Here is a 23477-nt window from a genome sequence, read left to right as displayed (position 1 = left end):
AGCCCCAGCCCCTCGGTCGTCCCCGACGTCGACGTCACCCCGGGTGTCGTCGGGTTCATCGCGATCGCGCTCGTCGCCATCGTGACGATCCTGCTCGTCCTGGACATGACCCGACGCATCCGCCGCACCCGCTACCGCGCGGAGGTGCGGGAGCGGCTCGAGGCCGAGGTGAACGGCACCGCGACGGACGGCACCGCGACGAACGAGTCGGAGCGGCGGGCGGCCGAGGACGGCCGAGCCGACGTCGGCGACGACACCGAGCGCGGCTGACGCGACTACAAGGCGGACTGGAGGCCCGTGGCGATCCCGCCACGGGCCTTGTGTCCACCTGCCGGAACCGGGCGTACCTGGTCGAATCGGGCGTACCTGCCGGAACCGGGCGTACCTGCTCGAATCGGGCGTACCTGGTCGGAACTTTCGGGTGAGTACGCCCGGAACCACCAGGCATCGCACGCGTTCTGGGAAGGAACGTACGACGGTCAGCGCACCGGGTCGAGGGCCACGATGAGCACGCCCACCCACTGCGCACCGAAGGCCACGACCGTGAGGGCGTGGAACACCTCGTGGAACCCGAACTGGGTCGGCACCGGGTTCGGCCGCTTGAAGCCGTAGACCAGTGCGCCGATGATGTACGCGGCGCCGCCGGACAGGATGAGCACGGTCATCGGGACGCTCGCGGCGAAGAACTGCGGCAGCAGCCCGAGTGCGGCGCAGCCGAGCACCAGGTAGATCGGCACGTACAGCCAGCGGGGCGCGTTGATCCAGAGCACGCGGAACGCGATGCCGAGCGCGGCGCCCGACCACATCACCCAGAGCACGACGACCATCAGCGTGTGCGGCAGGGCACAGATCGCGACGGGCGTGTAGGTGCCGGCGATGAGCAGCAGGATGTTCGTGTGGTCGATGCGCTTCAGGACGGCCTTCACCTTCGGCCCCCAGGGGAACCGGTGGTAGGTCGCGGAGACGCCGAACATCGCGAGCGACGTCGCCATGAACACCGCGCTGCCGACCTTCGCCGCGGTGCTGTCGGCGAGGGTGATGAGGACGACCCCCATCGCGACCGCGAACGGGAACGCACCGAGGTGGATCCAGCCGCGCCAGGCCGGACGGGGTTCGGCGGCGGTCGTGGTCGCCGTCGCCGAGGCCTCCTCCGTGAACGGGACGTGGGGGAGTGTTCCGGTCTCGTGCTCGTCCTGCATGGTCCCGACCATAGGGCCTGACCCCGAACGACAGCCACGTCCCCGCAGAGCGGGAGCCTCAGGGATCCGGTGTCGGTGGTGCACTACGCTCGGTGCGTGACCGGGACGGCGGGATGGACAGGGCGGGGGATCCTCTACCGCGCCTACCAGCGCCGACTCCGCCGCCAGCTCGAGGGGGCCGCGAAGCCGAAGCACGTCGCCATGATCGTGGACGGCAACCGTCGCTGGGCGAAGCAGCTCGGACTCGAGTCCGCCGCGCACGGCCACCGTGCCGGGGCCGCGAAGATCCCGGAGTTCCTGACGTGGTGCGACGACCTCGGCATCGAGGTCGTGACGCTCTACCTGCTGTCCGCCGACAACCTGACGGGCCGTGGCGGCGAGGAACTCGAGGAACTCGTCGGCATCATTGCCGACCTGGCCGGGGTCCTGGCCGACAACCGCGACTGGCGCGTCCAGCACGTCGGGTCGAACGAGGGACTGCCGGAGAACCTGGTGACCGCGCTCGAACGGGCCGAGCAGCGCACCGCCGGCCGCACGGGGCTGCACGTCAACCTCGCCGTCGGGTACGGCGGTCGTCGGGAGATCGCGGACGCCATGCGGAGCATCGTGCAGGCGCACGGCGCAGGCGGCGGCACCATCGACACCCTGGCCGAGGTGCTGACGCCCGAGCTCATCGGCGACCACCTGTACACGCAGGGCCAGCCCGACCCCGACCTGGTGATCCGGACCTCGGGCGAGCAGCGGTTGTCCGACTTCATGCTGTGGCAGAGCGCGCACAGCGAGTTCTACTTCGTCGAGGCGTTCTACCCGGACCTGCGCGAGGTCGACTTCCTCCGGGCGGTCCGCGACTTCGGACTCCGCTCCCGTCGCTTCGGCGGCTGACGCCCAGCCAACTCCCGCACCGGGTTCGTCGGCGGAGCCACGTCCCAGTAGGCTCTCAGGGTTCAACCCTGTGAAAGGTGCACCACCTGTGAACATCGACGAGTACGCCGCCGGCTTCGCCGAAGACCCCGGATACCTCGACCACGCTGCGTTCGGCCCCGTGCAGACCGCCGTGCTCGAGGAGCAGCGTGTGCTCGGCACGATCCAGGCGCACATGCGCTTCGGCGCGATGGAGACCCTCGACGAGCAGGACGCCCGCGTCCGCGCCGTCGCCGCGCGTCTGGTCGGCCGGCGCGAGGACCAGGTCGTCTCGCAGGCCGCGACGACCCCCGGTCTGCTGCACACCGCCTTCGGCCTCACCGGGGGCGTGCTCGTGTCCGCCGACGAGTACCCGTCGCTGCCGCTCGCCCTGGCCAGCGCTGCCTCGGCCACCGGCGGACGGGTGCAGCCCGTCGTCATCGAGTCGGGTGCCGGCTGGGTGACGCCCGAGCTCATCCGTGAGCGCCTGACCGACGAGGTGACCGCCGTCGCGGTGTCCCTGGTCGACTGGCGCACCGGCTACCTGACCGACCTCGCCGCCATCCGCGAGGTCATCGGCGACCGCCTGCTCATCGTCGACGCCATCCAGGGCTTCGGTGTCGTGGACGCCCCGTACGAGGTCGCCGACGTCGTCGCCACCGGTGGTCAGAAGTGGTTGCACGCCGGGTGGGGCACCGGGTTCGTGGCCTTCAGCGACCGCGCCCTCAACCGGATCCGCCCCGCGCTGTCCGGCCCGCACGGCACGTCCGGTTGGCCCACCGAGGTGCCCGCGGTCCGCCCCGGCGCCGCCGGCTTCCAGATGTCCCGCATCGACCCGGTCGCGCAGGCCCGGCTCGCGGTGTCGCTCGAGCGCCTGACCGCCGTCGGGGTCGCCGCCGTGCAGGAGCGTGTCGCCGACCGCGTCGAGCGGGTGTTCGCGATCGCCGACGAGTTCGGACTCGAGGTCGAGTCCAGCCGCGACCCGGCCGAGCGCGCCGGCATCGTCGTGCTCCGGCCGACGCAGGGTCGAGTGACCGCCCTGTCCGCGGCGATGCACAACCACGGCGTCACCGCGACGACGCGGCTCGGTGTGGCGCGCGTGTCCGTGTTCCCGTCGACGACCGACGAGACCCTGGACATGTTCCGCGACGCCTGCGTCTCGTACGCCACCATGCAGTAGCAGCGGCGCGGCTGCTGTCTCCTGTCCGCAGCCCGCCCGGGGCCGGCGAGCGGTCACGACACCCCGCTCACTTCCGCCGAGTGGTCACCACCTGTCTACCGGAGGCGTCGCAGCCGACGGTTCGTGACCGCTCGGCGTCACCCGCGCGACGAGTCGTGACCGACGGACGGACTGGAGGCGCGGTGCCAGGCCACCACGGGCCTCCCGTCCGGGGCCGGGGGCGGTCACGACACACCGCTCACGTCCGCCGAGTGGTCACCACCTGTCTACCGGAGGCGTCGCAGCCGACGGTTCGTGACCAGCCGACGCGTCACCGCGGCGAGCGGCGCGAGCCGCGCCCGCGTTGTTCACGCGACCGTAACTCCGGAAACCGCGTGTCGCTGTCGGGGTGTCGGGGGCCGGACGTACGTTGTCCCCATCGGGCACCGCGCCCGATCGAAGCGGCCACAGTCGGTGCTTCGGGACCCGCTCCGTGGCCGCGTTCGAGGACAGGACCGGGCCCGTCGCGGCCCGGGGATGGAGTGGTCGTGACCTCTCAGAACGTCTCTCGCGGAACACAGCACCAGCACACCGCGGACTCGTCCACATCGGTCGCCCAGCGCACGTACGTGCTCGACACATCGGTGCTCCTCAGCGATCCGCGGGCCTTGTTCCGCTTCGCCGAACACGCCGTGGTCCTGCCCGTGGTGGTGGTCAGCGAACTCGAGTCGAAGCGCAACGACCCGGAGATCGGGTACTTCGCCCGGCAGGCCCTCCGGCTGCTCGACGAGATGCGCATCGAGCACGAGCGACTCGACTTCCCGATCGCGATCGGCGACGGCGGCTCGTTCCGCGTCGAACTGAACCACTCCAACCAGTCCGTCCTGCCGTCGGGCCTGCAACTCGGCGACAACGACTCCCGCATCCTCGCGGTCGCGTCCAACCTGAAGAACGACGGGCTCGACGTCGTCGTCGTCTCGAAGGACCTGCCGCTGCGGGTCAAGGCGTCCTCGATCGGCATGGCGGCCGAGGAGTACCGCGCCGAACTCGCGGTCGACTCCGGCTACACCGGCATCGCCGACCTGCAGGTCTCCGGTGAGCAGATGGCCGACCTCTACGAGAAAGAGGAGATCCGATCCACGAAGCTCGACGGTGTGCCGGTGAACACCGGGGTCGTCATCCACTCCGAGCGCGGATCAGCCCTCGGTCGTGTGCACGTCGCCGGAGCCGTCGCCCTCGTCCGCGGCGACCGCGAGGTCTTCGGGCTCCGCGGCCGCTCGGCCGAGCAGCGGCTCGCCATCGACGCCCTGCTCGACTCCGAGATCGGCATCGTCTCGCTCGGCGGCAGCGCCGGCACGGGCAAGTCGGCGCTCGCCCTGTGCGCCGGACTCGAGGCGGTGCTCGAACGGCAGCAGCACAAGAAGATCATGGTGTTCCGGCCCCTGTACGCCGTCGGCGGGCAGGACCTCGGTTTCCTGCCCGGTGACGCCGGCGAGAAGATGAACCCGTGGGCGCAGGCGGTCTACGACACCCTCGGCTCGGTCGTCTCCGACAACGTGCTCGACGAGGTCATCGAGCGCGGCCTGATCGAGGTGCTCCCGCTCACGCACATCCGCGGGCGCTCCCTGCACGACGCCTTCGTGATCGTCGACGAGGCGCAGTCGCTCGAGCGGAACGTCCTGCTCACGATGCTCTCGCGCATCGGCCAGAACTCGCGGGTGGTGCTCACCCACGACGTCGCACAGCGCGACAACCTGCGAGTCGGCCGGCACGACGGGATCGCGTCGGTCATCGAGCGGCTCAAGGGGCACCCGCTGTTCGCGCACGTCACGCTGACGCGCTCCGAGCGCTCCGCGATCGCCGCCCTGGTCACGGACCTGCTGGACTCGCCCGACCTGGTGTAGCGGCCACTGTCGGGTTTCGCGTTCAGCGACAGGTCACGCGCTCGGGGGCGTGTGACCTGTCGCTCAGCGCGTGAGGCGGGTCGAGCCGCCACCTGACGGACGGGAGGCCCGGTGCCAGCTGGCACCGGGCCTCCCGTCCGTCCTGGGGGTGCGTCAGGAGCGTCGCGCTAGTTCGGGTGGGTCATGCTGAGGACGTCGAGGGCCTCGTCGAGCTGCGCCTCGGTCACCTCGCCGCGCTCGACGTGGCCGAGGGCGACGACGGCTTCGCGGACGGTGATCCCCTCGGCGACGGCGTACTTCGCGACCTTGGCGGCGGCCTCGTAGCCGATGACGCGGTTGAGCGGGGTGACGATCGACGGCGACGACTCGGCGAACGCGCGGGCACGCTCGAGGTTCGCCTGCAGCCCGTCGATGGTCTTGTCGGCGAGCGCCCGCGAGCTGTTGGCCAGCAGGCGGATCGACTCGAGCAGCGCCGTGCCCATCACCGGGATGGCGACGTTGAGCTCGAACGCGCCAGAGGCACCGGCCCAGGCGATGGTGGCGTCGTTGCCGATGACCCGCGCGCCGACCATCAGGGTGGCCTCGGGGATCACCGGGTTCACCTTGCCGGGCATGATCGAGGAACCGGGCTGCAGGTCGGGGATGTGCAGCTCGCCCAGGCCGGTGTTCGGGCCGGACCCCATCCAGCGCAGGTCGTTGTTGATCTTCGTCAGGCTGACGGCGAGCACCTTGAGGGCACCGGACGCCTCGACCAGGGCATCGCGCGCGCCCTGCGCCTCGAAGTGGTCGACGGCCTCGGTGATCGGCAGGTCGGTGTCGCTCGCGAGCTGGGCGATGACCCGCTGCGGGAAGCCCTTCGGGGTGTTGATGCCGGTGCCGACCGCGGTGCCACCGAGCGGGACCTCGGCGACGCGGGGGAGCGTGGCCTGCACACGCTCGATGCCGAGGCGGATCTGGCGGGCGTAGCCGCCGAACTCCTGGCCGAGGGTGACCGGGGTGGCGTCCATCAGGTGCGTGCGGCCGGACTTCACGGCGTCGGCCCAGAGCGTGGCCTTCGCCTCGAGCGACTCGGCCAGGTGCTCGAGCGCGGGCACGAGGGTGCGGAGGAGCGCTTCGGTGACGGCGACGTGCACCGAGGTGGGGAAGACGTCGTTCGACGACTGCGAAGCGTTGACGTGGTCGTTCGGGTGCACCGCCGAGCCCGCGATGTCGGACGCCAGTGTCGCGAGCACCTCGTTCATGTTCATGTTCGACGAGGTGCCGCTGCCGGTCTGGTACACGTCGACCGGGAACTGGTCGTGGTGCTGACCGCCGATGATCAGGTCGGCCGCGCCGGCGATGGCGTCGGCGACGGCGGGCTCGACGATGCCGAGTTCGCCGTTCACGATCGCCGCCGCGCGCTTGATGCGTGCGAGCGCCACGATCTGCGCCGACTCGAGCCCGGTGCCCGAGATGGGGAAGTTCTCGACGGCGCGCTGGGTCTGGGCACGGTAGAGCGCCGACTTCGGCACCCGGACCTCGCCCATGGTGTCGTGCTCGATGCGGAACTCGGTCGGGGTGGTGTCGGTCACGTCGTCGTGGTCCTTCCTGGGGTGCTCGCCGGTCGCGGTCGCGCCGGCCCGTGCCTGCGCCCCGGGGTCGCCGGGGCGGTCGTCGTCGGGGTCGGTCTTCGTCGGGTTGGTCGTCGTCTGGATCGGTCGTCGTCGGGTCGGTCAGACCTGGCCGACGACGGTGTCGATGGTGACCTCTCCGGTGGCGAGGTCGTAGGTCGCCCCGACGACGGCCAATCTACCCTCGGCGATCGCGTCGGAGACCGCGCCGGAGCGCTCGATCACCTGGCGGAGGGTGGCCTCGAGGTGCGCGGCGCCGACGGCTTCCTGCGGGAGCTCGGCGTCCGTGAGCCGGACCTTCTCGACGCTCGGGGCGATGGCGTCGACGAGGGCCTGCAGGTGCGGGGCGGGGACGGGCTCACCGGAGCGCGCGGCCGCGACGGCGCCGCAGCCGGTGTGGCGGAGCACGACGACCAGGGGCGTGCCCAGGGCGACGACGGCGAACTCGATCGAGCCGAGCACGACGTCTTCGACGATCTGGCCGGCGTTGCGGATGGCGAACAGGTCACCGATGCCGGCGTCGAAGACGTGCTCGAACGGCACCCGTGAGTCCGAGCAGCCGAGGACGGTCGCGAACGGCGACTGCGAGCCCTCCAGCTCGGTACGGCGGTCCGGGTCCACGCGGCCCATCCGGCGCTTGTCGGCGGCGAAGCGGGCGTTGCCGTCGACGAGCAGGCGCAGGGCGTCGGACGGGGTGGAGGCGGCGCGGTCGGGCATGGGACTCCTCGGTTCGGATGGGACGCGGTCGGGGCAGGTGCGGTAGCGGGCAGGTGCGGTGGGGACGGGTGCGGCGGGTCGGTTCCCGTCGCCGTCGGCTACTCGGTCAGTTGTCGGGCGACGGCGGTCGCGACGGTCCGGAACGCCTTGTCGTCGGCGGTGCCGGAGAGCACGATCGTGTTCTTGCCGAAGGTCGAGACGAGCGAGTACGCGTGGTTGCCGGCGTCGGTGCCCTCGGCACGGCGGTCGTAGACGGTCCACTCCGTGTCGCCGATGGTGCGGTCACCGGTGGACGGGCGCTGGTCGAGCTGGTTCGACACCCACGAGGCGTTGGCGTCGATGCCCTGCTGCAGGCCGAGGTACTGCTTGTCCGGCGTCACGAAGCCGACGGTCCAGACGTCCACACCGTCGTTGGTCTTGCTCGCGAAGTCCGCACGGTTCGCGCTGTAACCGTCGGGCAGCGGCGGAGCCACCAGCGTGACGTCGTCGACCTGCGCCTTCGCCGCGATCTGCTGGTAGTCGACCGTGCGGTCCACGGCGGTGTCGGGTCGGACCACGACGGCCACCAGGAACAGCACGATGCCGAGCGAGGCGATGAGCGCGAGGACCAGGTTGAACGCGGTCTGGTGCTGCCGGCGGGCGGTGCGGGCGGCGTCCTTGCGGGCCCAGGTCTCCTCCGGCGTCTCGGCGCGACCGAGCTCGGCGACGATCGGCCGGCCGTTCGGGTCGGTCATCGGCCGGAGCCGTCCTGGGCGTCGCCGACCGCACGTGCCGCGTCGAGCCGCGCGCGGGCACCGACGAGCCACTCTTCGCACCGGGCGGCGAGGGCTTCGCCCCGCTCCCACAGCGCGAGCGAACGCTCGAGGGTCGCGGAGCCCTGTTCGAGCTCGCTCACGACGCGGACGAGTTCGTCGCGGGCCGCTTCGTAGCTCAGCGACTGGACGTCGGTCTGCTCGGGTTCCTGCTGGGATGGCACGGGTCGATCCTACCGAGCGTCCACCGACGATCCGCCGCCCGGACCCAGGCTGTGGAGAACACCCGTGGTCAGGAGCCGTCCGGGCCGGGACCGTCCGGTTCGAGCGTGCCGGTGGCCGTACCGGCACCGAGCGTGACGTGCACGGGTGTCACTCCGGACAGGTCGTCGGTGCCCCGGACGACGCCGCCGTCGGCCCGCTGCACGATGGCGTACCCGCGGCGCAGGGTGTCGCGCGGCGAGAGCGCCCGGAGCCGGGCGGTCAGGTGCCCGACCTCGGAGTGCCCGCGCTCGAGTCGGCGGTCGAGCAGCTCGCGGGCACGGGACAGGTCACGGGCGACCTCTTCCGCGCGGGTGTCGACGAGCCACGCGGTCGATGCCAGAGCCGGCCGGGACCGCAGCGCGGCGAGCCGGTCGGCCTCCACCGACAGGGTGTGCGAGAGCCGGAGCCCGAGTCGCGCACGGGCCGCCCGGACGTTGGCGAGTTCCTCGGCGACGTCGGGCACGACCCGCTTGGCGGCATCCGTCGGGGTCGAGGCGCGCAGGTCGGCGACCTCGTCGAGGATCGGCCGGTCGGCCTCGTGCCCGATCGCCGACACGATCGGGGTCGAGGCGGACGCCGCAGCACGGACGAGCCCCTCGTCGCTGAAGCCGAGCAGGTTCTGGAAGTCGCCCCCGCCGCGGGCGATGATGATGACGTCGACCTCGGGGTCGGCATCGAGCTCGAGGATCGCCGCCGTGACCTCGCCCACGGTCCGTTCGCCCTGCACCGCGGTGTGCACGGTGCGGAACTCCACCTGGGGCCACCGCAGCTGGGCGTTCCGCTTGACGTCCTTCTCGGCGTCGGAGTCCTTGCCGGTGATCAGGCCGATGCGGTGCGGCAGGAAGGGCAGGCGCTTCTTGCGGGACGGGTCGAACAGCCCTTCCTCGGCGAGGGTGCGACGGAGCCGCTCGAGGCGTTCGAGCAGGTCACCGAGCCCGACGTGCTTCATCTCGACGACCTGCATGGTCAGCGAGCCGCCCTTGACCCAGTAGTTCGGCTTGAGCGCGGCGACGACCCGGTCGCCCTGCTTGATGTCCGCGGGCACCCGGGAGCGCACGCTCGACCAGATGGAGAACGACACGGTGGCGTCGACCTCGACGTCCTTGAGCTTGCCGTACACGTTGCCGCCGGCGACGTTCCACTGCGTGATCTCGCCCTCGACCCAGGCGGTGCCGAGCCGGTCGATCCAGTCGCGGAGCTTCGCGCCGAGGAGCGCCACCGGCCACGGGTTGTCGGCCGTCGGCGGGCCCTGTTCGATCGCCATGTCGCTCCTTGTCCTGCTGGGACGTCCATCGTGCCCGAGACCGGTGACAGGGGACGGCCGTCGTGTTCTCCACAGGCCCCCCGCGCGCCCAGGTCGCGTGCGTGCTGCTCACCTATCATCGGGGACGTGACGATCACCAACGGCCACACGGTCCCGCTCGCCCCGCCGCGTGTGCACGCGGCACGGGGCCGACTGCGTGACGAACCGGTCGCCGGGCCCAAGAAGGTGCTGCTCGCGGCGCCCCGTGGCTACTGCGCCGGGGTGGATCGAGCGGTCGTCGCGGTCGAGAAGGCACTGGAGCAGTACGGCGAGCCCGTCTACGTCCGCAAGCAGATCGTCCACAACGTGCACGTGGTGTCGACGCTCGAACAGCGCGGTGCCGTCTTCGTCGACGACGTGGCCGAGGTACCCCGAGGTTCGCACGTCGTCTTCAGCGCACACGGCGTCTCCCCGGCCGTCGTCGCCGGTGCGGCCGAGCGCGACCTGCACGCCATCGACGCCACCTGCCCCCTCGTCACCAAGGTCCACCGCGAAGCCACCCGGTTCGCCAAGGCCGAGCGCACCATCATCCTGATCGGGCACGCCGGTCACGAAGAGGTGGAGGGCACGATGGGGCACGCCCCGGAACGCACCATCCTGGTCAACGGCCCGGCCGACGTCGCCGCGCTCGAGGTCGCCGATCCGGACAACCTCGTCTGGCTGTCGCAGACCACGCTGAGCGTCGACGAGACGATGGAGACCGTGCGGCTGCTCCGTGAGAAGTTCCCCGCCATCCAGGACCCGCCGTCGGACGACATCTGCTACGCCACGCAGAACCGCCAGGTCGCGATCAAGAAGGTCGCCCCCGGTGCCGACCTGGTGATCGTGGTCGGCTCCGCGAACTCGTCGAACAGCGTCCGCCTGGTCGAGGTCGCGCTCGAGCACGGTGCCCGCGCCGCCCACCGCGTCGACTACGCGGAAGAGATCCAGCAGGAGTGGCTCGACGGCGTCGAGACCGTCGGCGTCACGAGCGGTGCGTCCGTGCCGGAAGAGCTCGTGGCCGAGGTGCTCGAGCAGCTCGCCGACGCCGGGTACGCCGCCGTCGAAGAAGTCGTCACCGCGCACGAAGACCTGATGTTCTCGCTCCCCAAGGAGCTCCGCACCGACGCCTCGGGCAACCCGACGCGCGCGCTCGGCGGGCGCCGGGCATGAGCGGGGCGGACGGCTGGTCCTCGGTCCCGCGTCGCGACCCGGCGCACCACGACGACGGGGCCGGTGCCGGCCAGGGGGCCCGGGGTGCGTCCCCGACGTCGGCCGCCGGCAACGCGAACGGTCGGCCCCAGGGCCGTCCCGCCCCCGGGTACGGCGAGTACGCGCCGGAGGGCTGGGTGAACCCGGTCCTCGTCGAGCAGGAACGCCAGGAGCGGGAGCAACAGCCTCGGGAGCTCCGTGAGCAGGCTGCCGCCCAGGGGAGGCGGGACGGTGCTCCAGGCAACGCTGCTGGCGGCATGCGCTCCGGGGGCGTTCCCTCTGGTGGTGCCCCGTCCGGTGGTGTCGCCGGCGGCCAGCGGTCGGTGCCGCGCAGCCGGTTCGGTCGCACGCCCGGCGACTTCGTGCTCACCGTCGGGCTGCTCGCCTTCGGGCTCGTCTCGGTGGTGCAGTCGCTGTCCGTCAGTCAGGTCGCCTCGACCGTCCGGCAGACCCTCGAGACCCAGTACACGGCGCTGAACGACCCGAGCGCCCTGAGCGGGGCCGCCGCGGTCGCCGCCATCACGAACGTCGTGGTCTTCGCCCTGGTGGCCTGGTGGTCGATCCGGCGGCTCCGCGCACGGAAGCGCACGTTCTGGGTGCCGCTGCTCGGTGCGGTCGTCGCCACGCTCGTGAGCACGATCGCGTTCGTCGTCGTCGTGACGCAGGACCCGGCCTTCGTCGACTTCGTGCTGCGCCAGTCCGGAGCCTGACCGCCTGAGCGCCCGACCGCCTGACCGCCGAGCTGCTCGCGGCGCCGCCTCCGCGCGCCGTCGGGCTCCTCGCGGCGCGGCCTCCGCGCGCCGAGTGGTCGCAACACGCCGCGAGCCCATCACCGAGTGGTCACGAAGTGTCGTCCGGCTTCGGCGCGAACGACAGTTCGTGACCACTCGGCGGGTGCGCGCGGGGAGTCGCGCCCACCCCGCCCGCCGGCGCCGGCCGGAGCTCAGCCGGCCAGGAAGGCGGCGACCGCACCGTGCAGGGCGGCCAGGTCGTCGACGTGCACGAGCTCCCGGATCGAGTGCATCGACAGCAGCCCGACACCGATGTCGATCGTCGGGATGCCGAGCCGGGTCGCCGCGATCGGGCCGATGGTCGAGCCGCCGGGGATCGTGTTCACGTTCACGAACGGCTGCCACGGCACACCGGCGGTCTCGCACGCGGCTGCCCAGACGGCCTCGCCCTTCGCCTCGGTCATGTAGCGCTGGTTCGCGCTGATCTTCAGCAGCGGGCCGGCTCCGGGGCGCGGACGGTTCGTCGGGTCGTGCTTCTCCGGCTGGTTCGGGTGCACCAGGTGCCCGGCGTCGCTCGACAGGAGCCACGAGGCGCGGAACGCCCGGGCGGCCTCGGAGCGGGTGGCGCCGAGGCCCTCCTGCACACGGCCGAGGACGTCCTCGAGGAACGGACCACCGGCACCGGACGGCGTCGACGACCCGATCTCCTCGTGGTCGAACGCCGCGAACACCGGGATGTGGTCACCGTCGGTCGGAGCGTCCACGATGCCCCGGAGCCCGGCGTGCACGCTCGTCAGGTTGTCCATCCGGCCGGACGCGAGGAACTCCCGCTCGATGCCGATCCGGGCCGGCGTCTGGGTGTCGGCGAGGAACAGGTCCCACGACACCGCACCGTCGCCGAGTCGGGCACGCAGCCACTCCACGACGGAGGTCCCGCCGGCGTCGCCGTCCACCCCGACGATCGGCAGCGTGTGTCGCTGGCGGTCGATCTCCTTGCCGTCGTTGACCCCGCGGTCCAGGTGGATGGCGAGGTTCGGGATCCGGGCGACGGCGTCGGTGCTGACCAGCCGGACGGTGCCGTCGGCGTCGACGACCCGCCCGGCGATCCGCAGGTCGCGGTCGAACCAGGTCGACAGGAGGGCACCGCCGTAGACCTCGACGCCCAGCTGCTCCCAGCCGCCGGTGCGGACACCGGGGTTCGGCTTCACGCGGAAGCCGGGGGAGTCGGTGTGGGCACCGAGGATCCGGAACGGCGTCGTCGGGCCGGCACCGTCGGGCAGCCGCCACGCGATGACGGCACCGTCGCGGACGACCACGTAGGCGCCGGGCTCGGTCGGCCAGGCGTCGAGCTCGGACAGCTCGGTGAACCCGGCTGCGACGAGCCGGTCGCAGGCGGCCGCTGCCGCGTGGAACGCGGTGGGCGACTCGGTGACGAACTGGGCGAACTCGGAGGCGATGGCGTCGACGGTCACTCGCCCATCGTGGCACGCGGTGGAGGTGACCAGACGCAGAACGGGGCACGTCCGTCGGACGCACCCCGTTCCTCCAGGCCGGTGGACCCGACCGGACGGACCTGCTCAGCCCTTGGCGTGACCGGCCGAGCCGAGGACCTTCGCGGCCTCGACGACGCGGGCCGCCATGGCCGTCTCGGCGACCTTGCCCCAGGCGCGGGGGTCGTACTGCTTCTTGTTGCCGACCTCGCCGTCGATCTTCAGGACACCCTCGTAGCCCCGGAACATCGAGTCCGCGATCGAGCGGGTGAACGCGTACTGCGTGTCCGTATCGATGTTCATCTTGATGACGCCGTTGCGGACGGCCTCGTGGATCTCGTCGTCGGTCGAGCCGGAGCCGCCGTGGAACACGAGGTCGAGCGGGTTCTCGCCGGTGCCGTGCTTCGCCGCGACGGAGGCCTGGATCTCGCCGAGGAGCTCCGGGCGGAGCTTGACGTTGCCCGGCTTGTAGACGCCGTGCACGTTGCCGAAGGTGAGCGCCGCGATCCAGCGACCCCTGTCGCCCAGGCCGAGCGCGTCGACGACCTTCTCGACGTCGTTCGGGGTGGTGTAGAGCGCGTCGTTGGTGCCCTCGTGCTGGACGCCGTCCTCTTCGCCGCCGACGACGCCGATCTCGACCTCGAGGATGGCGTTGATGTTCCGCGTCTTCTCGATCATCGTCTTCGCGATCTCGATGTTCTCGTCGAGCGGCACGGCCGAACCGTCCCACATGTGCGACTGGAAGATCGGGTTGCGACCCTGCCGGACCTCTTCCTCGCTCGCGGCGATGAGCGGCAGGACGAAGCCGTCGAGGGCGTCCTTCGGGCAGTGGTCGGTGTGCAGGGCGACCGTGATGTCGTAGTTCTTGGCGACCTCGTGGGCGAACTTCGCCATCGCGAGGGCGCCCGCTGCGCGGTTCCTGATCGTGTGGCCGGCGAAGTAGTCGGCACCGCCCGTCGTGACCTGGAGGATGCCGTCGGAACCGGCTTCCTGCAGGCCCTGGAGGACCGCGTTGATGGTCTGCGAGGAGGAGACGTTGACCGCGGGGTACGCGAACTTGCCCGCCTTCGCGCGTTCGATCATCTCGGCGTACTGTTCCGGCGTTGCGATGGGCACGTGGATCTCCTTCGACTTCGGTGATGTCCCCGCCGATCGTAGTCAGAACCTCTGGGACCCGACCGCCGGTTCCGATGCGACGCGTCAGCGGCGGACCGGCCGTGCCGGTTGGGAGAGGCGCGGTCCGGGTTACGCGGTCGGCTCGCGTCCGGCGTGCACATGCGTGCACGGGCCCGTTGTCCGGACCGCGGCTCGGCCGCCGGTCGGTAGGCTCGGGTCGTGACTCCCACTACGGAAACCGGCTCCCTGTTCCTCCAGCCCGACCGCAACCTCGCGCTCGAGCTCGTGCGTGCGACGGAGGCCGCCGCGATCCGTGCGCAGCCGTGGGTCGGACGGGGCGAGAAGAACCTCGCCGACGGCGCCGCGGTCGACGCGATGCGCAAGTTCCTCGGCACGGTGAACTTCGACGGCGTCGTCGTCATCGGTGAGGGCGAGAAGGACAACGCCCCGATGCTCTACAACGGCGAGCACGTCGGCAACGGTCACGGTCCGGCCTGCGACATCGCGGTCGACCCGATCGACGGCACCTCGCTCACCGCCGCCGGCCGCCAGAACGCCATCTCCGTCATGGCCGTCTCGGACCGCGGCTCGATGTACGACCCCTCCGCCGTCTTCTACATGGACAAGATCGCCGCCGGGCCCGAGGGCCGTGGGGTCCTCGACCTCGAGAAGCCGATCGGTGACAACATCCGCGCGCTGGCGAAGGCCAAGGGCAAGGACCTCGAGGACATGGTCGTGGCCGTGCTCGACCGCCCCCGCCACGACGAACTCATCCGCGCCATCCGCGCGACCGGTGCCGGCACGCGACTGCTGCTCGACGGTGACGTTGCCGGTGGCATCGCCGCCGCCCTGCCCGGTTCGACGATCGACATGTGCGTCGGCGTCGGCGGCACGCCCGAGGGCATCATCACGGCGTGCGCGATCAAGGCGCTCGGCGGTGTGATCCTCGGCAAGCTCCAGCCGAAGGACGACGAGGAGCGCGAGCGCGCCCTCGCCGCCGGCCACGACCTGGACAAGGTGCTCGACCAGGATGACCTGGTCACGGGTGACAACACGTTCTTCGTCGCCACCGGCGTCACCGACGGCGTCCTGGTCGACGGTGTCCGTCGTTCGCGCGGCGTCATCCACACCGACTCGCTCGTGCTCCGCTCGCGCTCGAACACGATCCGCCGCATCCAGGCGGACCACCGTGCGGAGAAGTGGTTCTGATCCGCAGGCGGTCCTGATCGGCGTGCGTTCGCGCTGAACCACCGAAACCCGTCCGAACCACGTGATCGCGTGGTGCGGACGGGTTTTCGCTGTGCGCGGGGTCGGCGCTGCACGGGCGGCGGGGCGTGACACGCCCCGGGGCGGCTAGTCCTCGTCGACGGCGCCGACGAGCTCCGGGGCCGTGAGCAGCCGCGGCTCGTCCTCGATCGAGGACGGGTCGGCGATGACCTTCGACTCGTCGAGCAGGGACAGCCGACGTGCGCTGGGCAGCACCTGGCGTTCGAGGGACCCCACGAAGCGGTTGTAGTCGACGACGGAGCCCCGGATCGAACGGCCGAGCTTGTCGACGTGCCCGGCCATCGTCGACAGCCGGCCGTAGAGCTCGCGGGAGACCTTGAAGAGCTCGTGCGCCTCTTGCGAGACGACGTCCTGCTGCCACGAGAACGCCACGGTCTTGAGCACGGACCACAGGGTCACGGGAGAGGCGAGTGCGATGCGCTTGCGGAAGGCGTGGTCGAGCAGTCCGGGGTCGGCGGCGAGGGCGCTCGAGATGAGCGACTCGGACGGGATGAAGGCGACGGTGAGCTCGGGGGAGGCGTCGTAGCCGGTCCAGTACTCCCGTGCAGCGAGGGCGTCGACGTGTGCGCGGAGCGCCTTGACGTGCTGGGCGATGAGCTGGTCGCGTCGTGCGGCCTCGGCGCCGGTGGCGGTCGCCGGGATCTCGGCGGCCTGCAGGTAGGCGCTGAACGGCACCTTGGCGTCGACGGCGATGGTCTTGCCGCCAGGCAGGTGCACGACCATGTCCGGCCGGGCGGAGCCGACGGCGGTGGTGACGGAGGACTGCACGTCGAAGTCGACCCGTTCGAGCAGCCCGGCGGCCTCGACCACGTTGCGCAGCTGTGTCTCGCCCCAGACGCCGCGCGTGCTGTTCGACGACAGGGCGCTGGCCAGGGTGTCGGCGGTGGCGCGGAGGCGCTCTTCGGACTCGGCGGCCGACCGGAGCTGCGCCGACAGTGCGCCGTACTGTTCGCTCCGCGACTGCTCGAGCTCGGCGATCTTCGTGCGCATCACGTCGAGCGTCTGTGCCACGGGGCTGAGCGCGGAGAGCACCTTCGACTCGTTCTGGTTGCGCGCGGCGTCGACGCCGTGCATGCGCTGCACCAGGTGCTCGAGTTCGGCGGAGCGCCGTTCGAGCGAGTCGACCTGGCGGCGGTACTGCGTGTCCTGGGCGTCGAGGCGTTCCTCGGCGTCGCGCCGCACCGCCTCGAGCTGGCCGCGCAGGGCTTCGGCCGTTGCGCGGGCCGACGCGGCGTCGACGCCGGCGCGCGAGCGGGCGAGCGACCAGGCGACGACCGCACCGACGGCGATGCCCATCACGAGACCGATGACCAGGGCGAGGATCTGCATGTCGCGACCCTGGCAGAACCCACCGACACCGCGCCTCCAGGCCGCCTCAGCGACCACCTGGCGGACCGGTCAATCCATGTCATGACATTAGGGCAAACAGGGTGTACAGTCGTGATCGTCCGCCGATGAAGCCGCACGGAAGGTCCACCGCGTCGCATGACGAACCAAGCTCCCCACGCCTACGACGTGATCACGATGGGACGCGTCAGCGTCGACATCTACCCGCAGCAGACCGGCCCGCTCGAAGACGTCTCGACCTTCTCGAAGTCCGTCGGCGGCAGCGCCACGAACGTCGCCATCGCGGCTGCCCGGCACGGCGCGGACGCCGCGGTCATCACCCGGACGGGCAACGACCCCTTCGGCCGGTACATCGCCCGCACGCTGCCCGAGTACGGCGTCGCGAACGCCTTCGTCGAGACGGTGGAGGGACTGAACACCCCCGTCGCCTTCTGCGAGATCTTCCCGCCGGACGACTTCCCGCTCTACTTCTACCGGGCCCCGAAGGCGCCGGACCTGATGATCACGGCGAAGTCCCTGCCGCTGCACGAGATCGAGCGCGCGAAGATCTTCTGGACCACGGTGACCGGCCTCAGCGAGGAGCCGAGCCGACAGGCGCACCACGTGGCGTACGAAGCCCGGTCCGCCGCGCAGAACAGCACGAAGACCCACACCGTCCTGGACCTGGACTACCGGTCGATGTTCTGGTCGAGCCCCGAGGCCGCGACGCGCGAAGTCGCGATCGCTCTCGAACACGCCACCGTCGCCGTCGGCAACCGCGAGGAGTGCGAGGTGGCGGTGGGGGAGACCGACCCGGTCCGCGCCGCCGACGCCCTGCTCGACCGCGGTGTCGAGATCGCGATCGTCAAGCAGGGGCCGAAGGGCGTGCTGGCGAAGACCCGCGACGAGTTCGTCGAGTTCCGTCCGCACCACATCGACGTCGTGAACGGGCTCGGCTCGGGCGACGGCTTCGGCGGGGCGCTGACCCACGGCCTGCTGCAGGGCTGGAGCCTCGAGCGGATCCTGGCGTTCTGCAACGCAGCCGGTGCGATCGTCGCGACGCGGTTCGAGTGCTCGACGGCGATGCCGACGAGCGACGAGATCGAGCAGTTCCTGACCGACAACCCGGCCGAGGGCACGACGCACACGGGTGAGACGCACACCGAGGAGAAGACCCATGCCTGAGCTCAGCCCCGCTGACTTCCAGCGCCTCCGGGACATCCGTGCCGGCCAGCCCGACCTGGTGCGGGCCACGCTCGACGCCCGCCGCAAGCGACCCTTGCTCGCCGACGACGGCAAGCTCTTCATCGTCGCCGCCGACCACCCCGCACGTGGGGCGCTGGCGGTGCGGGACGACGAGTCCGCGATGGCGGACCGCTACGACCTGCTCGAGCGGCTCGTCACCGCCCTCGGCCGGCCGGGGGTCGACGGCGTGCTCGGGACCCCCGACATCCTCGAGGACCTCGCACTGCTCGGTGCCCTCGACGGCAAGGTCGTCGTCGGGTCGATGAACCGCGGCGGGCTGCGCGGTGCCACGTTCGAGATGGACGACCGGTACACGGCGTACTCGGCGCGGGCCATCAAGGACTCCGGGCTCGACTTCGCCAAGCTGCTGGTGCGCATCGCCCTGGAGGACTCGGGCACCGCGCCGACGCTCGAGGCCACGGCCCGCGCCGTCAGCGAGGCTGCGGCGCTGCAGCTGCCGATCATGCTCGAGCCGTTCATGTCCGAGTGGCGGGACGGCCGGGTCGTCAACGACCTGTCTGCCGACGCCGTGATCACCTCGATGGCGATCGCCGCCGGTCTCGGCGAGTCCAGCGCCTACAGCTGGCTCAAGATCCCCGTCGTCGACGACATGGAGCGCGTGATGGCCGCGACGACGCTGCCGACGCTGCTGCTCGGCGGTGACCCGGCTTCGCGCCCGCTGGAGACGTACGCGAAGTGGGCTGACGCCCTGGCCCTGCCCGGCGTCCGCGGCCTGGTCGTCGGACGCACCCTGCTCTACCCCTCGGACGGCGACGTCGCCGCCGCCGTGGACGTGGCCGCCGGCCTCGTCCACAGCCAGGAGGCCCGGGGCGGGTTCTCCACAGATGCCCACGACCCAGCCGCTCGGCTCGCGGGCGCCACCACCATGGACTCGTCCATCTCGGAAGGAAGCAACGCATGACGCTCACCGGCACGACCACCACCACCGTCGGGCACTGGATCGACGGCAAGCGCGTCGCTTCGGCGTCGGGCAACACCGCCCCCGTGTACGACCCGGCGCTCGGCGTCGTGTCCAAGCAGGTCGCGCTGGCCGACGAGTCCGAGATCCAGGCGGCCATCGGGAGCGCCAAGGCGGCGTTCCCCGGGTGGAGCAACCTGTCGCTGGCCAAGCGCCAGGCGATCCTGTTCTCGTTCCGCGAGATCCTGAACCGCGACAAGGCCGAGCTGGCCGAGATCATCACGAGCGAGCACGGCAAGGTCATCGACGACGCCCTGGGTGAGATCGCCCGTGGGCAAGAGGTCGTGGAGCTCGCCACCAACATCCCGAGCCTGATGAAGGGCGAGTTCTCCGACCAGGTCTCGACCGGCATCGACGTCTACTCGATCCGCCAGCCGCTCGGCGTCGTGGGCATCATCAGCCCCTTCAACTTCCCGGCGATGGTGCCGCTCTGGTTCCTGCCGATCGCGATCGCCGCGGGCAACACCGTCGTGCTGAAGCCGAGCGAGAAGGACCCGTCGGCCGCCATCTGGCTCGCCGAGAAGTTCAAGGAGGCCGGCCTGCCCGACGGCGTCTTCAACGTGCTCAACGGCGACAAGCTGTCCGTCGACGGTCTGCTCACCAGCGACGACGTCGAGTCGATCTCGTTCGTCGGCTCCACGCCCATCGCGCAGTACGTCTACGAGACCGGCACGAAGCACGGCAAGCGCGTGCAGGCCCTCGGCGGCGCGAAGAACCACATGCTCGTCCTGCCCGACGCCGACCTCGACCTGGTCGCCGACAACGCGATCAACGCCGGCTTCGGTTCGGCCGGTGAGCGCTGCATGGCGATCTCGGTCGTCGTCGCCGTCGAGCCGGTGGCGGACGAGCTCATCCAGAAGATCAAGGACCGCGCGGCGACCCTGCGCATCGGCGACGGGCGTCGCGGGTGCGACATGGGGCCGCTCGTCACGAAGCAGCACCGTGACAAGGTCGCCTCGTACATCGAGGTCGCAGAGCAGGACGGTGCGGTGGTTGTGGTGGACGGCCGCACCGTCCGACCCGACGGCGACGAGAACGGCTTCTGGCTGGGCCCGACGCTGATCGACCAGGTGCCCACGACCAGCCGCGTCTACACCGAGGAGATCTTCGGTCCGGTGCTGAGCGTCGTCCGTGTCGCCACCTACGAAGAGGGCCTCGAACTCATCAACTCCGGCGCGTACGGCAACGGCACCGCCATCTTCACGAACGACGGTGGCGCCGCCCGACGGTTCCAGCGCGACGTGCAGGTCGGCATGATCGGCATCAACGTCCCGATCCCGGTGCCCGTCGCCTACTACTCATTCGGTGGCTGGAAGAACTCGCTGTTCGGCGACCACAAGGCGTACGGGGCCGACGGCGTGAGCTTCTTCACCCGCCAGAAGGCGATCACGAGCCGCTGGCTCGACCCGTCGCACGGCGGCATCAACCTCGGCTTCCCGTCGAACAACTGACGCGCAGCATGGCGAACGAACAGCACCAGCACGACCAGTGGTTCATCCCGGCGGGCTCCCGGCCTGAGGCGGGCTGGACCGACGTGGTCGACGGTCGCATCGAGGGGTGGGCGCACACCGGGCTCCGGACCGGCGCACTGACCGACGGGGGCGAGCTGCGCCTCCCGGCCGACGCCGTGGAGCGCATCGTCGTGCCGCTCGCCGGGTCGTTCCACGTGACCCACTCGGGCGCTGCCGGTGACGGCGAGCAGGCCCTGCAGGGGCGTGAGAGCGTCTTCGACGGCCCGACCGACGTCCTGTACCTGGGCTCGGGCTCCGCGGCCACCATCACCGGCAGCGGCCGGTTCGCCGTCGCCGAGGCGCCGACCGACACCGTCAAGCCGACCACCTACGTGGCCCGGCCGGACGTGCCGGTGGAGCTCCGCGGCGCCGGGCAGTCGAGCCGTCAGGTGCACAACTTCGGAACCCCGGCCGCGCTCGACGCCGTCAAGTTCATCGTGTGCGAAGTAATCACGCCGGCCGGCAACTGGTCGTCGTACCCGCCGCACAAGCACGACACGAACGTGCCCGGTTCGGAGTCGAACCTCGAGGAGATCTACTACTACGAGGCAGCGGTGTCCCGTGGGCTCGAGTCGATCGCGCCCGAGGCCGCAGACCCGTTCGCCCTGCACCGCACGTACGCCTCGGACGACCGAGCCATCGACGAGTTCCGGCAGGTCCGGACCGGCGACGTCGCCCTGGTGCCGTACGGCTGGCACGGTCCGGCGGTCGCCGCTCCGGGCTACGACATGTACTACCTCAACGTGATGGCCGGGCCCGACCCGGAGCGCGTCTGGAACATCACCGACGACCCCGCCCACGGGTGGGTCCGGCAGGCGTGGGCATCGGAATCGATCGACCCACGACTGCCCTACGAAAGGAAGCAGGCGTGACCACCACCACGCGGAAGATGACGGTCGGCCAGGCACTCGTCGAGTTCCTGGCCAACCAGTGGACCGTCGACGGCGACGTCCGCGAACGCACCATCCCGGGGATCTTCGGCATCTTCGGGCACGGCAACGTCGCCGGGGTCGGTCAGGCGATCAAGCAGCTCCACGTCGAGCAGCCCGGTCTGCTGCCCTACCACCAAGCCCGCAACGAGCAGGCGATGGTGCACGAGGCCGTCGGCTTCGCCCGCATGCACCGCCGCCGTGCGACCTACGCGTCGACTGCGTCGGTCGGTCCGGGTGCCGCGAACATGCTGACCGCAGCTGCGCTCGCGACGACGAACCGGCTGCCGGCGCTGCTGCTTCCGTCGGACACCTTCGCGACACGCACCACGGACCCGGTGCTCCAGCAGATCGAGCTGCCGCACGACACGTCGTTGCAGGTCACCGACGCGTTCCGTCCGCTGTCGCGCTACTTCGACCGTGTGGAGCGTCCGGAGCAGCTGTTCTCGATCGCCCTCGCCGCGATGCGGGTCCTGACCGACCCGGCCGAGACCGGTGCGGTGACGATCGCGCTGCCCGAGGACGTCCAGGCCGAGGAGTTCGACGTGCCGGTCGCGTTCCTGCAGCCGCGCGAGTGGCACATCCGCCGCCCGCTGCCCGAGCGCGGACCGCTCGAGCGTGCCGTGGCCGCGATCCGCGCCGGCGAGCGTCCGGTGATCGTGGCCGGCGGCGGCGTGCTGTACTCCGACGCCGCCGACGAGCTCCGCGCCTTCGTCGAGGCCACCGGGATCCCGGTCGGCACGTCGCAGGCCGGCGGCGGGGCCCTGGTCTGGGACCACCCGCAGTACCTCGGTGGGATCGGTGCGACCGGCACCGCGGCCGCCAACGCGATCGCCGCCCAGGCCGACGTCGTCATCGGCATCGGCACCCGCTACAGCGACTTCACGACGGCGTCGCGCACCGCGTTCCAGAACCCGGACGTCACGTTCGTCAACGTCAACGTGGCCGCGTTCGACGCCTACAAGCACGGTTCGCAGCTGCCGCTGATCGCGGACGCCCGGGAGGCGCTGGTCGCGCTGACCGAGTCGCTCACCTCGGACGAGGCGTACGTCGTCGACCCCGGGTACGCATCCGAGATCGCCTCGCTGAAGGCGGCGTGGGACGCTGCCGTCGACGGCGCCTTCGCGCCGTCCGGCGCCGACCTGCCCGGCCAGCCGGAGATCATCGGGGCCGTGCAGTCGGTCTCCGACCCGCGCGACGTCGTGATCCAGGCCGCGGGCTCGCTGCCCGGCGACCTGCACAAGCTCTGGCGGGTGCGCGACGAGCTCGGGTACCACGTCGAGTACGCGTTCTCGTGCATGGGCTACGAGATCGCCGGCGGTATCGGTGTCCGCCGCGGGGCACCGGACCGCGACGCGATCGTGATGGTCGGTGACGGCAGCTACCTCATGCTGCACACCGAACTCGTCACCGCCGTGGCCGAGGGCATCAAGATCATCGTGGTGCTCATCCAGAACCACGGGTACGCGTCGATCGGGCACCTGTCCGAGACCGTCGGTTCCGAGCGTTACGGCACCCGGTACCGCTACCTCGACGAGACCCAGTCGTTCGACAACGGCGACCCGCTGCCCGTCGACCTCGCGGCCAACGCCCGCTCGTACGGCGTCGACGTCATCGAGGTGCAGCCCGGTCCGGACAGCATCGAGGAACTCAAGGCCGCACTGCGTCAAGCGAAGGCGAACGACCACACGACCCTGGTGCACATCAACTCCGACCCGCTGGTCTACGCCCCCGAGGGCGACGGCTGGTGGGACGTGCCGGTCGCGCAGACCTCCACCCTCCCCAGCACGCAGGCCGCCCGCGCCGAGTACGAGCAGCAGGTCGCGACGCAGCGTCCGCTGCTCGGCTGAACCGTTCACGAGAC

General features: G+C 71.1%; 21 protein-coding genes. 12 read left to right on the top strand and 9 right to left on the bottom strand.

Going from position 1 to position 23477, the window contains the following annotated elements; all coding sequences use genetic code 11:
* The coding region (locus KK097_RS06560; RefSeq protein ID WP_214544106.1) for a hypothetical protein at window positions 1–270 on the top strand (270 nt) is incomplete at its 5' end.
* Between the two features lie 209 nt (window positions 271–479).
* On the opposite strand, the gene trhA is transcribed toward KK097_RS06560, so the two are convergent.
* A complete protein-coding gene (gene trhA / locus KK097_RS06555) occupies window positions 480–1199 on the bottom strand; it encodes a PAQR family membrane homeostasis protein TrhA (protein ID WP_250896502.1) in 720 nt (239 codons plus the stop codon).
* A gap of 96 nt (window positions 1200–1295) precedes the next feature.
* Between trhA and KK097_RS06550 the strand changes: the two genes are divergently transcribed.
* The 3 genes from KK097_RS06550 to phoH2 all read left to right on the top strand — a co-directional run bounded on the left by KK097_RS06550 (window position 1296) and on the right by phoH2 (window position 5162).
* Window positions 1296–2081, top strand: a complete 786-nt coding sequence (locus KK097_RS06550; RefSeq protein ID WP_307858369.1) for an isoprenyl transferase — start codon at window positions 1296–1298, stop codon at window positions 2079–2081.
* A gap of 88 nt (window positions 2082–2169) precedes the next feature.
* Window positions 2170–3279 carry an aminotransferase class V-fold PLP-dependent enzyme gene (locus KK097_RS06545; protein ID WP_214544103.1) on the top strand — a complete coding sequence of 370 codons (1110 nt, stop codon included), beginning with the start codon at window positions 2170–2172 and terminating at the stop codon, window positions 3277–3279.
* 521 nt (window positions 3280–3800) lie between these two features.
* A complete protein-coding gene (gene phoH2 / locus KK097_RS06540) occupies window positions 3801–5162 on the top strand; it encodes an RNA 5'-3' helicase PhoH2 (protein WP_214544102.1) in 1362 nt (453 codons plus the stop codon).
* Window positions 5163–5329: 167 nt separating this feature from the next.
* Here the strand turns inward: phoH2 and KK097_RS06535 are convergent, their stop codons facing one another.
* From KK097_RS06535 to xseA, 5 genes are all read right to left on the bottom strand, one after another.
* Entirely contained in the window at window positions 5330–6733 is a 1404-nt protein-coding gene (locus KK097_RS06535; RefSeq protein WP_214544101.1) for a class II fumarate hydratase, read from the bottom strand.
* Between the two features lie 141 nt (window positions 6734–6874).
* Entirely contained in the window at window positions 6875–7489 is a 615-nt protein-coding gene (locus KK097_RS06530) for a carbonic anhydrase (protein ID WP_214528971.1), read from the bottom strand.
* 98 nt (window positions 7490–7587) lie between these two features.
* The gene (locus KK097_RS06525) at window positions 7588–8223 is read right to left on the bottom strand and encodes a DUF4245 domain-containing protein (RefSeq protein ID WP_214528972.1); all 636 of its coding nucleotides are present in this window, start codon (window positions 8221–8223) and stop codon (window positions 7588–7590) included.
* Complete coding sequence (locus KK097_RS06520) at window positions 8220–8465, bottom strand: exodeoxyribonuclease VII small subunit (RefSeq protein ID WP_214544100.1); 246 nt, start codon at window positions 8463–8465, stop codon at window positions 8220–8222. Before KK097_RS06520 ends, KK097_RS06525 begins: the two co-directional genes overlap by 4 nt.
* Before the next feature lie 68 nt (window positions 8466–8533).
* Complete coding sequence (xseA, locus tag KK097_RS06515; protein ID WP_214528973.1) at window positions 8534–9769, bottom strand: exodeoxyribonuclease VII large subunit; 1236 nt, start codon at window positions 9767–9769, stop codon at window positions 8534–8536.
* 126 nt (window positions 9770–9895) lie between these two features.
* On the opposite strand from xseA, the gene KK097_RS06510 reads away from it, so the two are divergent.
* Entirely contained in the window at window positions 9896–10960 is a 1065-nt protein-coding gene (locus KK097_RS06510) for a 4-hydroxy-3-methylbut-2-enyl diphosphate reductase (protein WP_439647647.1), read from the top strand.
* Window positions 10957–11709, top strand: a complete 753-nt coding sequence (locus tag KK097_RS06505; RefSeq protein WP_214544099.1) for a DUF6264 family protein — start codon at window positions 10957–10959, stop codon at window positions 11707–11709. The genes KK097_RS06510 and KK097_RS06505 overlap by 4 nt, the downstream gene beginning before the upstream one ends.
* A gap of 233 nt (window positions 11710–11942) precedes the next feature.
* Here the strand turns inward: KK097_RS06505 and KK097_RS06500 are convergent, their stop codons facing one another.
* Complete coding sequence (locus tag KK097_RS06500; RefSeq protein WP_214544098.1) at window positions 11943–13202, bottom strand: M18 family aminopeptidase; 1260 nt, start codon at window positions 13200–13202, stop codon at window positions 11943–11945.
* Between the two features lie 105 nt (window positions 13203–13307).
* Window positions 13308–14336, bottom strand: a complete 1029-nt coding sequence (gene fbaA, locus KK097_RS06495) for a class II fructose-bisphosphate aldolase (RefSeq protein WP_214544097.1) — start codon at window positions 14334–14336, stop codon at window positions 13308–13310.
* Between the two features lie 219 nt (window positions 14337–14555).
* Here fbaA and glpX point away from each other — a divergent pair, with 219 nt between their 5' ends.
* On the top strand, window positions 14556–15545 hold the full coding sequence (gene glpX / locus KK097_RS06490; protein WP_214528977.1) for a class II fructose-bisphosphatase: 990 nt from the start codon (window positions 14556–14558) through the stop codon (window positions 15543–15545).
* A gap of 144 nt (window positions 15546–15689) precedes the next feature.
* Here the strand turns inward: glpX and KK097_RS06485 are convergent, their stop codons facing one another.
* Window positions 15690–16952: a DNA recombination protein RmuC gene (locus KK097_RS06485; protein ID WP_214544096.1), complete on the bottom strand. Its 1263-nt coding sequence runs from the start codon at window positions 16950–16952 to the stop codon at window positions 15690–15692.
* Window positions 16953–17108: 156 nt separating this feature from the next.
* On the opposite strand from KK097_RS06485, the gene iolC reads away from it, so the two are divergent.
* The 5 genes from iolC to iolD are packed head-to-tail and all read left to right on the top strand — an operon-like array spanning window position 17109 to window position 23463.
* Entirely contained in the window at window positions 17109–18134 is a 1026-nt protein-coding gene (iolC, locus tag KK097_RS06480) for a 5-dehydro-2-deoxygluconokinase (protein ID WP_214544095.1), read from the top strand.
* On the top strand, window positions 18127–19116 hold the full coding sequence (locus KK097_RS06475; RefSeq protein WP_214528979.1) for a class I fructose-bisphosphate aldolase: 990 nt from the start codon (window positions 18127–18129) through the stop codon (window positions 19114–19116). Before iolC ends, KK097_RS06475 begins: the two co-directional genes overlap by 8 nt.
* Window positions 19113–20624, top strand: coding sequence for a CoA-acylating methylmalonate-semialdehyde dehydrogenase (locus KK097_RS06470; RefSeq protein ID WP_214544094.1), 1512 nt, complete (start codon window positions 19113–19115; stop codon window positions 20622–20624). The genes KK097_RS06475 and KK097_RS06470 overlap by 4 nt, the downstream gene beginning before the upstream one ends.
* An 8-nt stretch (window positions 20625–20632) precedes the next feature.
* A complete protein-coding gene (gene iolB / locus KK097_RS06465) occupies window positions 20633–21556 on the top strand; it encodes a 5-deoxy-glucuronate isomerase (protein WP_214544093.1) in 924 nt (307 codons plus the stop codon).
* 17 nt (window positions 21557–21573) lie between these two features.
* Window positions 21574–23463 (top strand): 3D-(3,5/4)-trihydroxycyclohexane-1,2-dione acylhydrolase (decyclizing), encoded by a 1890-nt coding sequence (gene iolD, locus KK097_RS06460; RefSeq protein ID WP_214544115.1) that lies wholly within the window; start codon window positions 21574–21576, stop codon window positions 23461–23463.
* The last annotated feature ends 14 nt before the right edge of the window (window positions 23464–23477 follow it).

The organism is Curtobacterium flaccumfaciens (assembly GCF_018598405.1).
GTDB lineage: Bacteria > Actinomycetota > Actinomycetes > Actinomycetales > Microbacteriaceae > Curtobacterium > Curtobacterium aurantiacum.
The sequence above is the reverse complement of the archived record's forward strand: the minus strand, read 5'-3'. Positions and strand labels throughout refer to the sequence as shown.

What these genes read in the sequence shown, in the direction of transcription:
- iolB (WP_214544093.1), top strand. Translation starts at nt 20,633, where the DNA reads ATGGCGAACGAACAGCACCAGCACGACCAGTGGTTCATCCCGGCGGGC.
- KK097_RS06475 (WP_214528979.1), top strand. Translation starts at nt 18,127, where the DNA reads ATGCCTGAGCTCAGCCCCGCTGACTTCCAGCGCCTCCGGGACATCCGT.
- trhA (WP_250896502.1), bottom strand. Translation starts at nt 1,199, where the DNA reads ATGCAGGACGAGCACGAGACCGGAACACTCCCCCACGTCCCGTTCACG.
- KK097_RS06485 (WP_214544096.1), bottom strand. Translation starts at nt 16,952, where the DNA reads ATGCAGATCCTCGCCCTGGTCATCGGTCTCGTGATGGGCATCGCCGTC.
- iolC (WP_214544095.1), top strand. Translation starts at nt 17,109, where the DNA reads ATGACGAACCAAGCTCCCCACGCCTACGACGTGATCACGATGGGACGC.
- KK097_RS06530 (WP_214528971.1), bottom strand. Translation starts at nt 7,489, where the DNA reads ATGCCCGACCGCGCCGCCTCCACCCCGTCCGACGCCCTGCGCCTGCTC.
- iolD (WP_214544115.1), top strand. Translation starts at nt 21,574, where the DNA reads ATGACGGTCGGCCAGGCACTCGTCGAGTTCCTGGCCAACCAGTGGACC.
- xseA (WP_214528973.1), bottom strand. Translation starts at nt 9,769, where the DNA reads ATGGCGATCGAACAGGGCCCGCCGACGGCCGACAACCCGTGGCCGGTG.
- KK097_RS06505 (WP_214544099.1), top strand. Translation starts at nt 10,957, where the DNA reads ATGAGCGGGGCGGACGGCTGGTCCTCGGTCCCGCGTCGCGACCCGGCG.
- KK097_RS06470 (WP_214544094.1), top strand. Translation starts at nt 19,113, where the DNA reads ATGACGCTCACCGGCACGACCACCACCACCGTCGGGCACTGGATCGAC.
- KK097_RS06525 (WP_214528972.1), bottom strand. Translation starts at nt 8,223, where the DNA reads ATGACCGACCCGAACGGCCGGCCGATCGTCGCCGAGCTCGGTCGCGCC.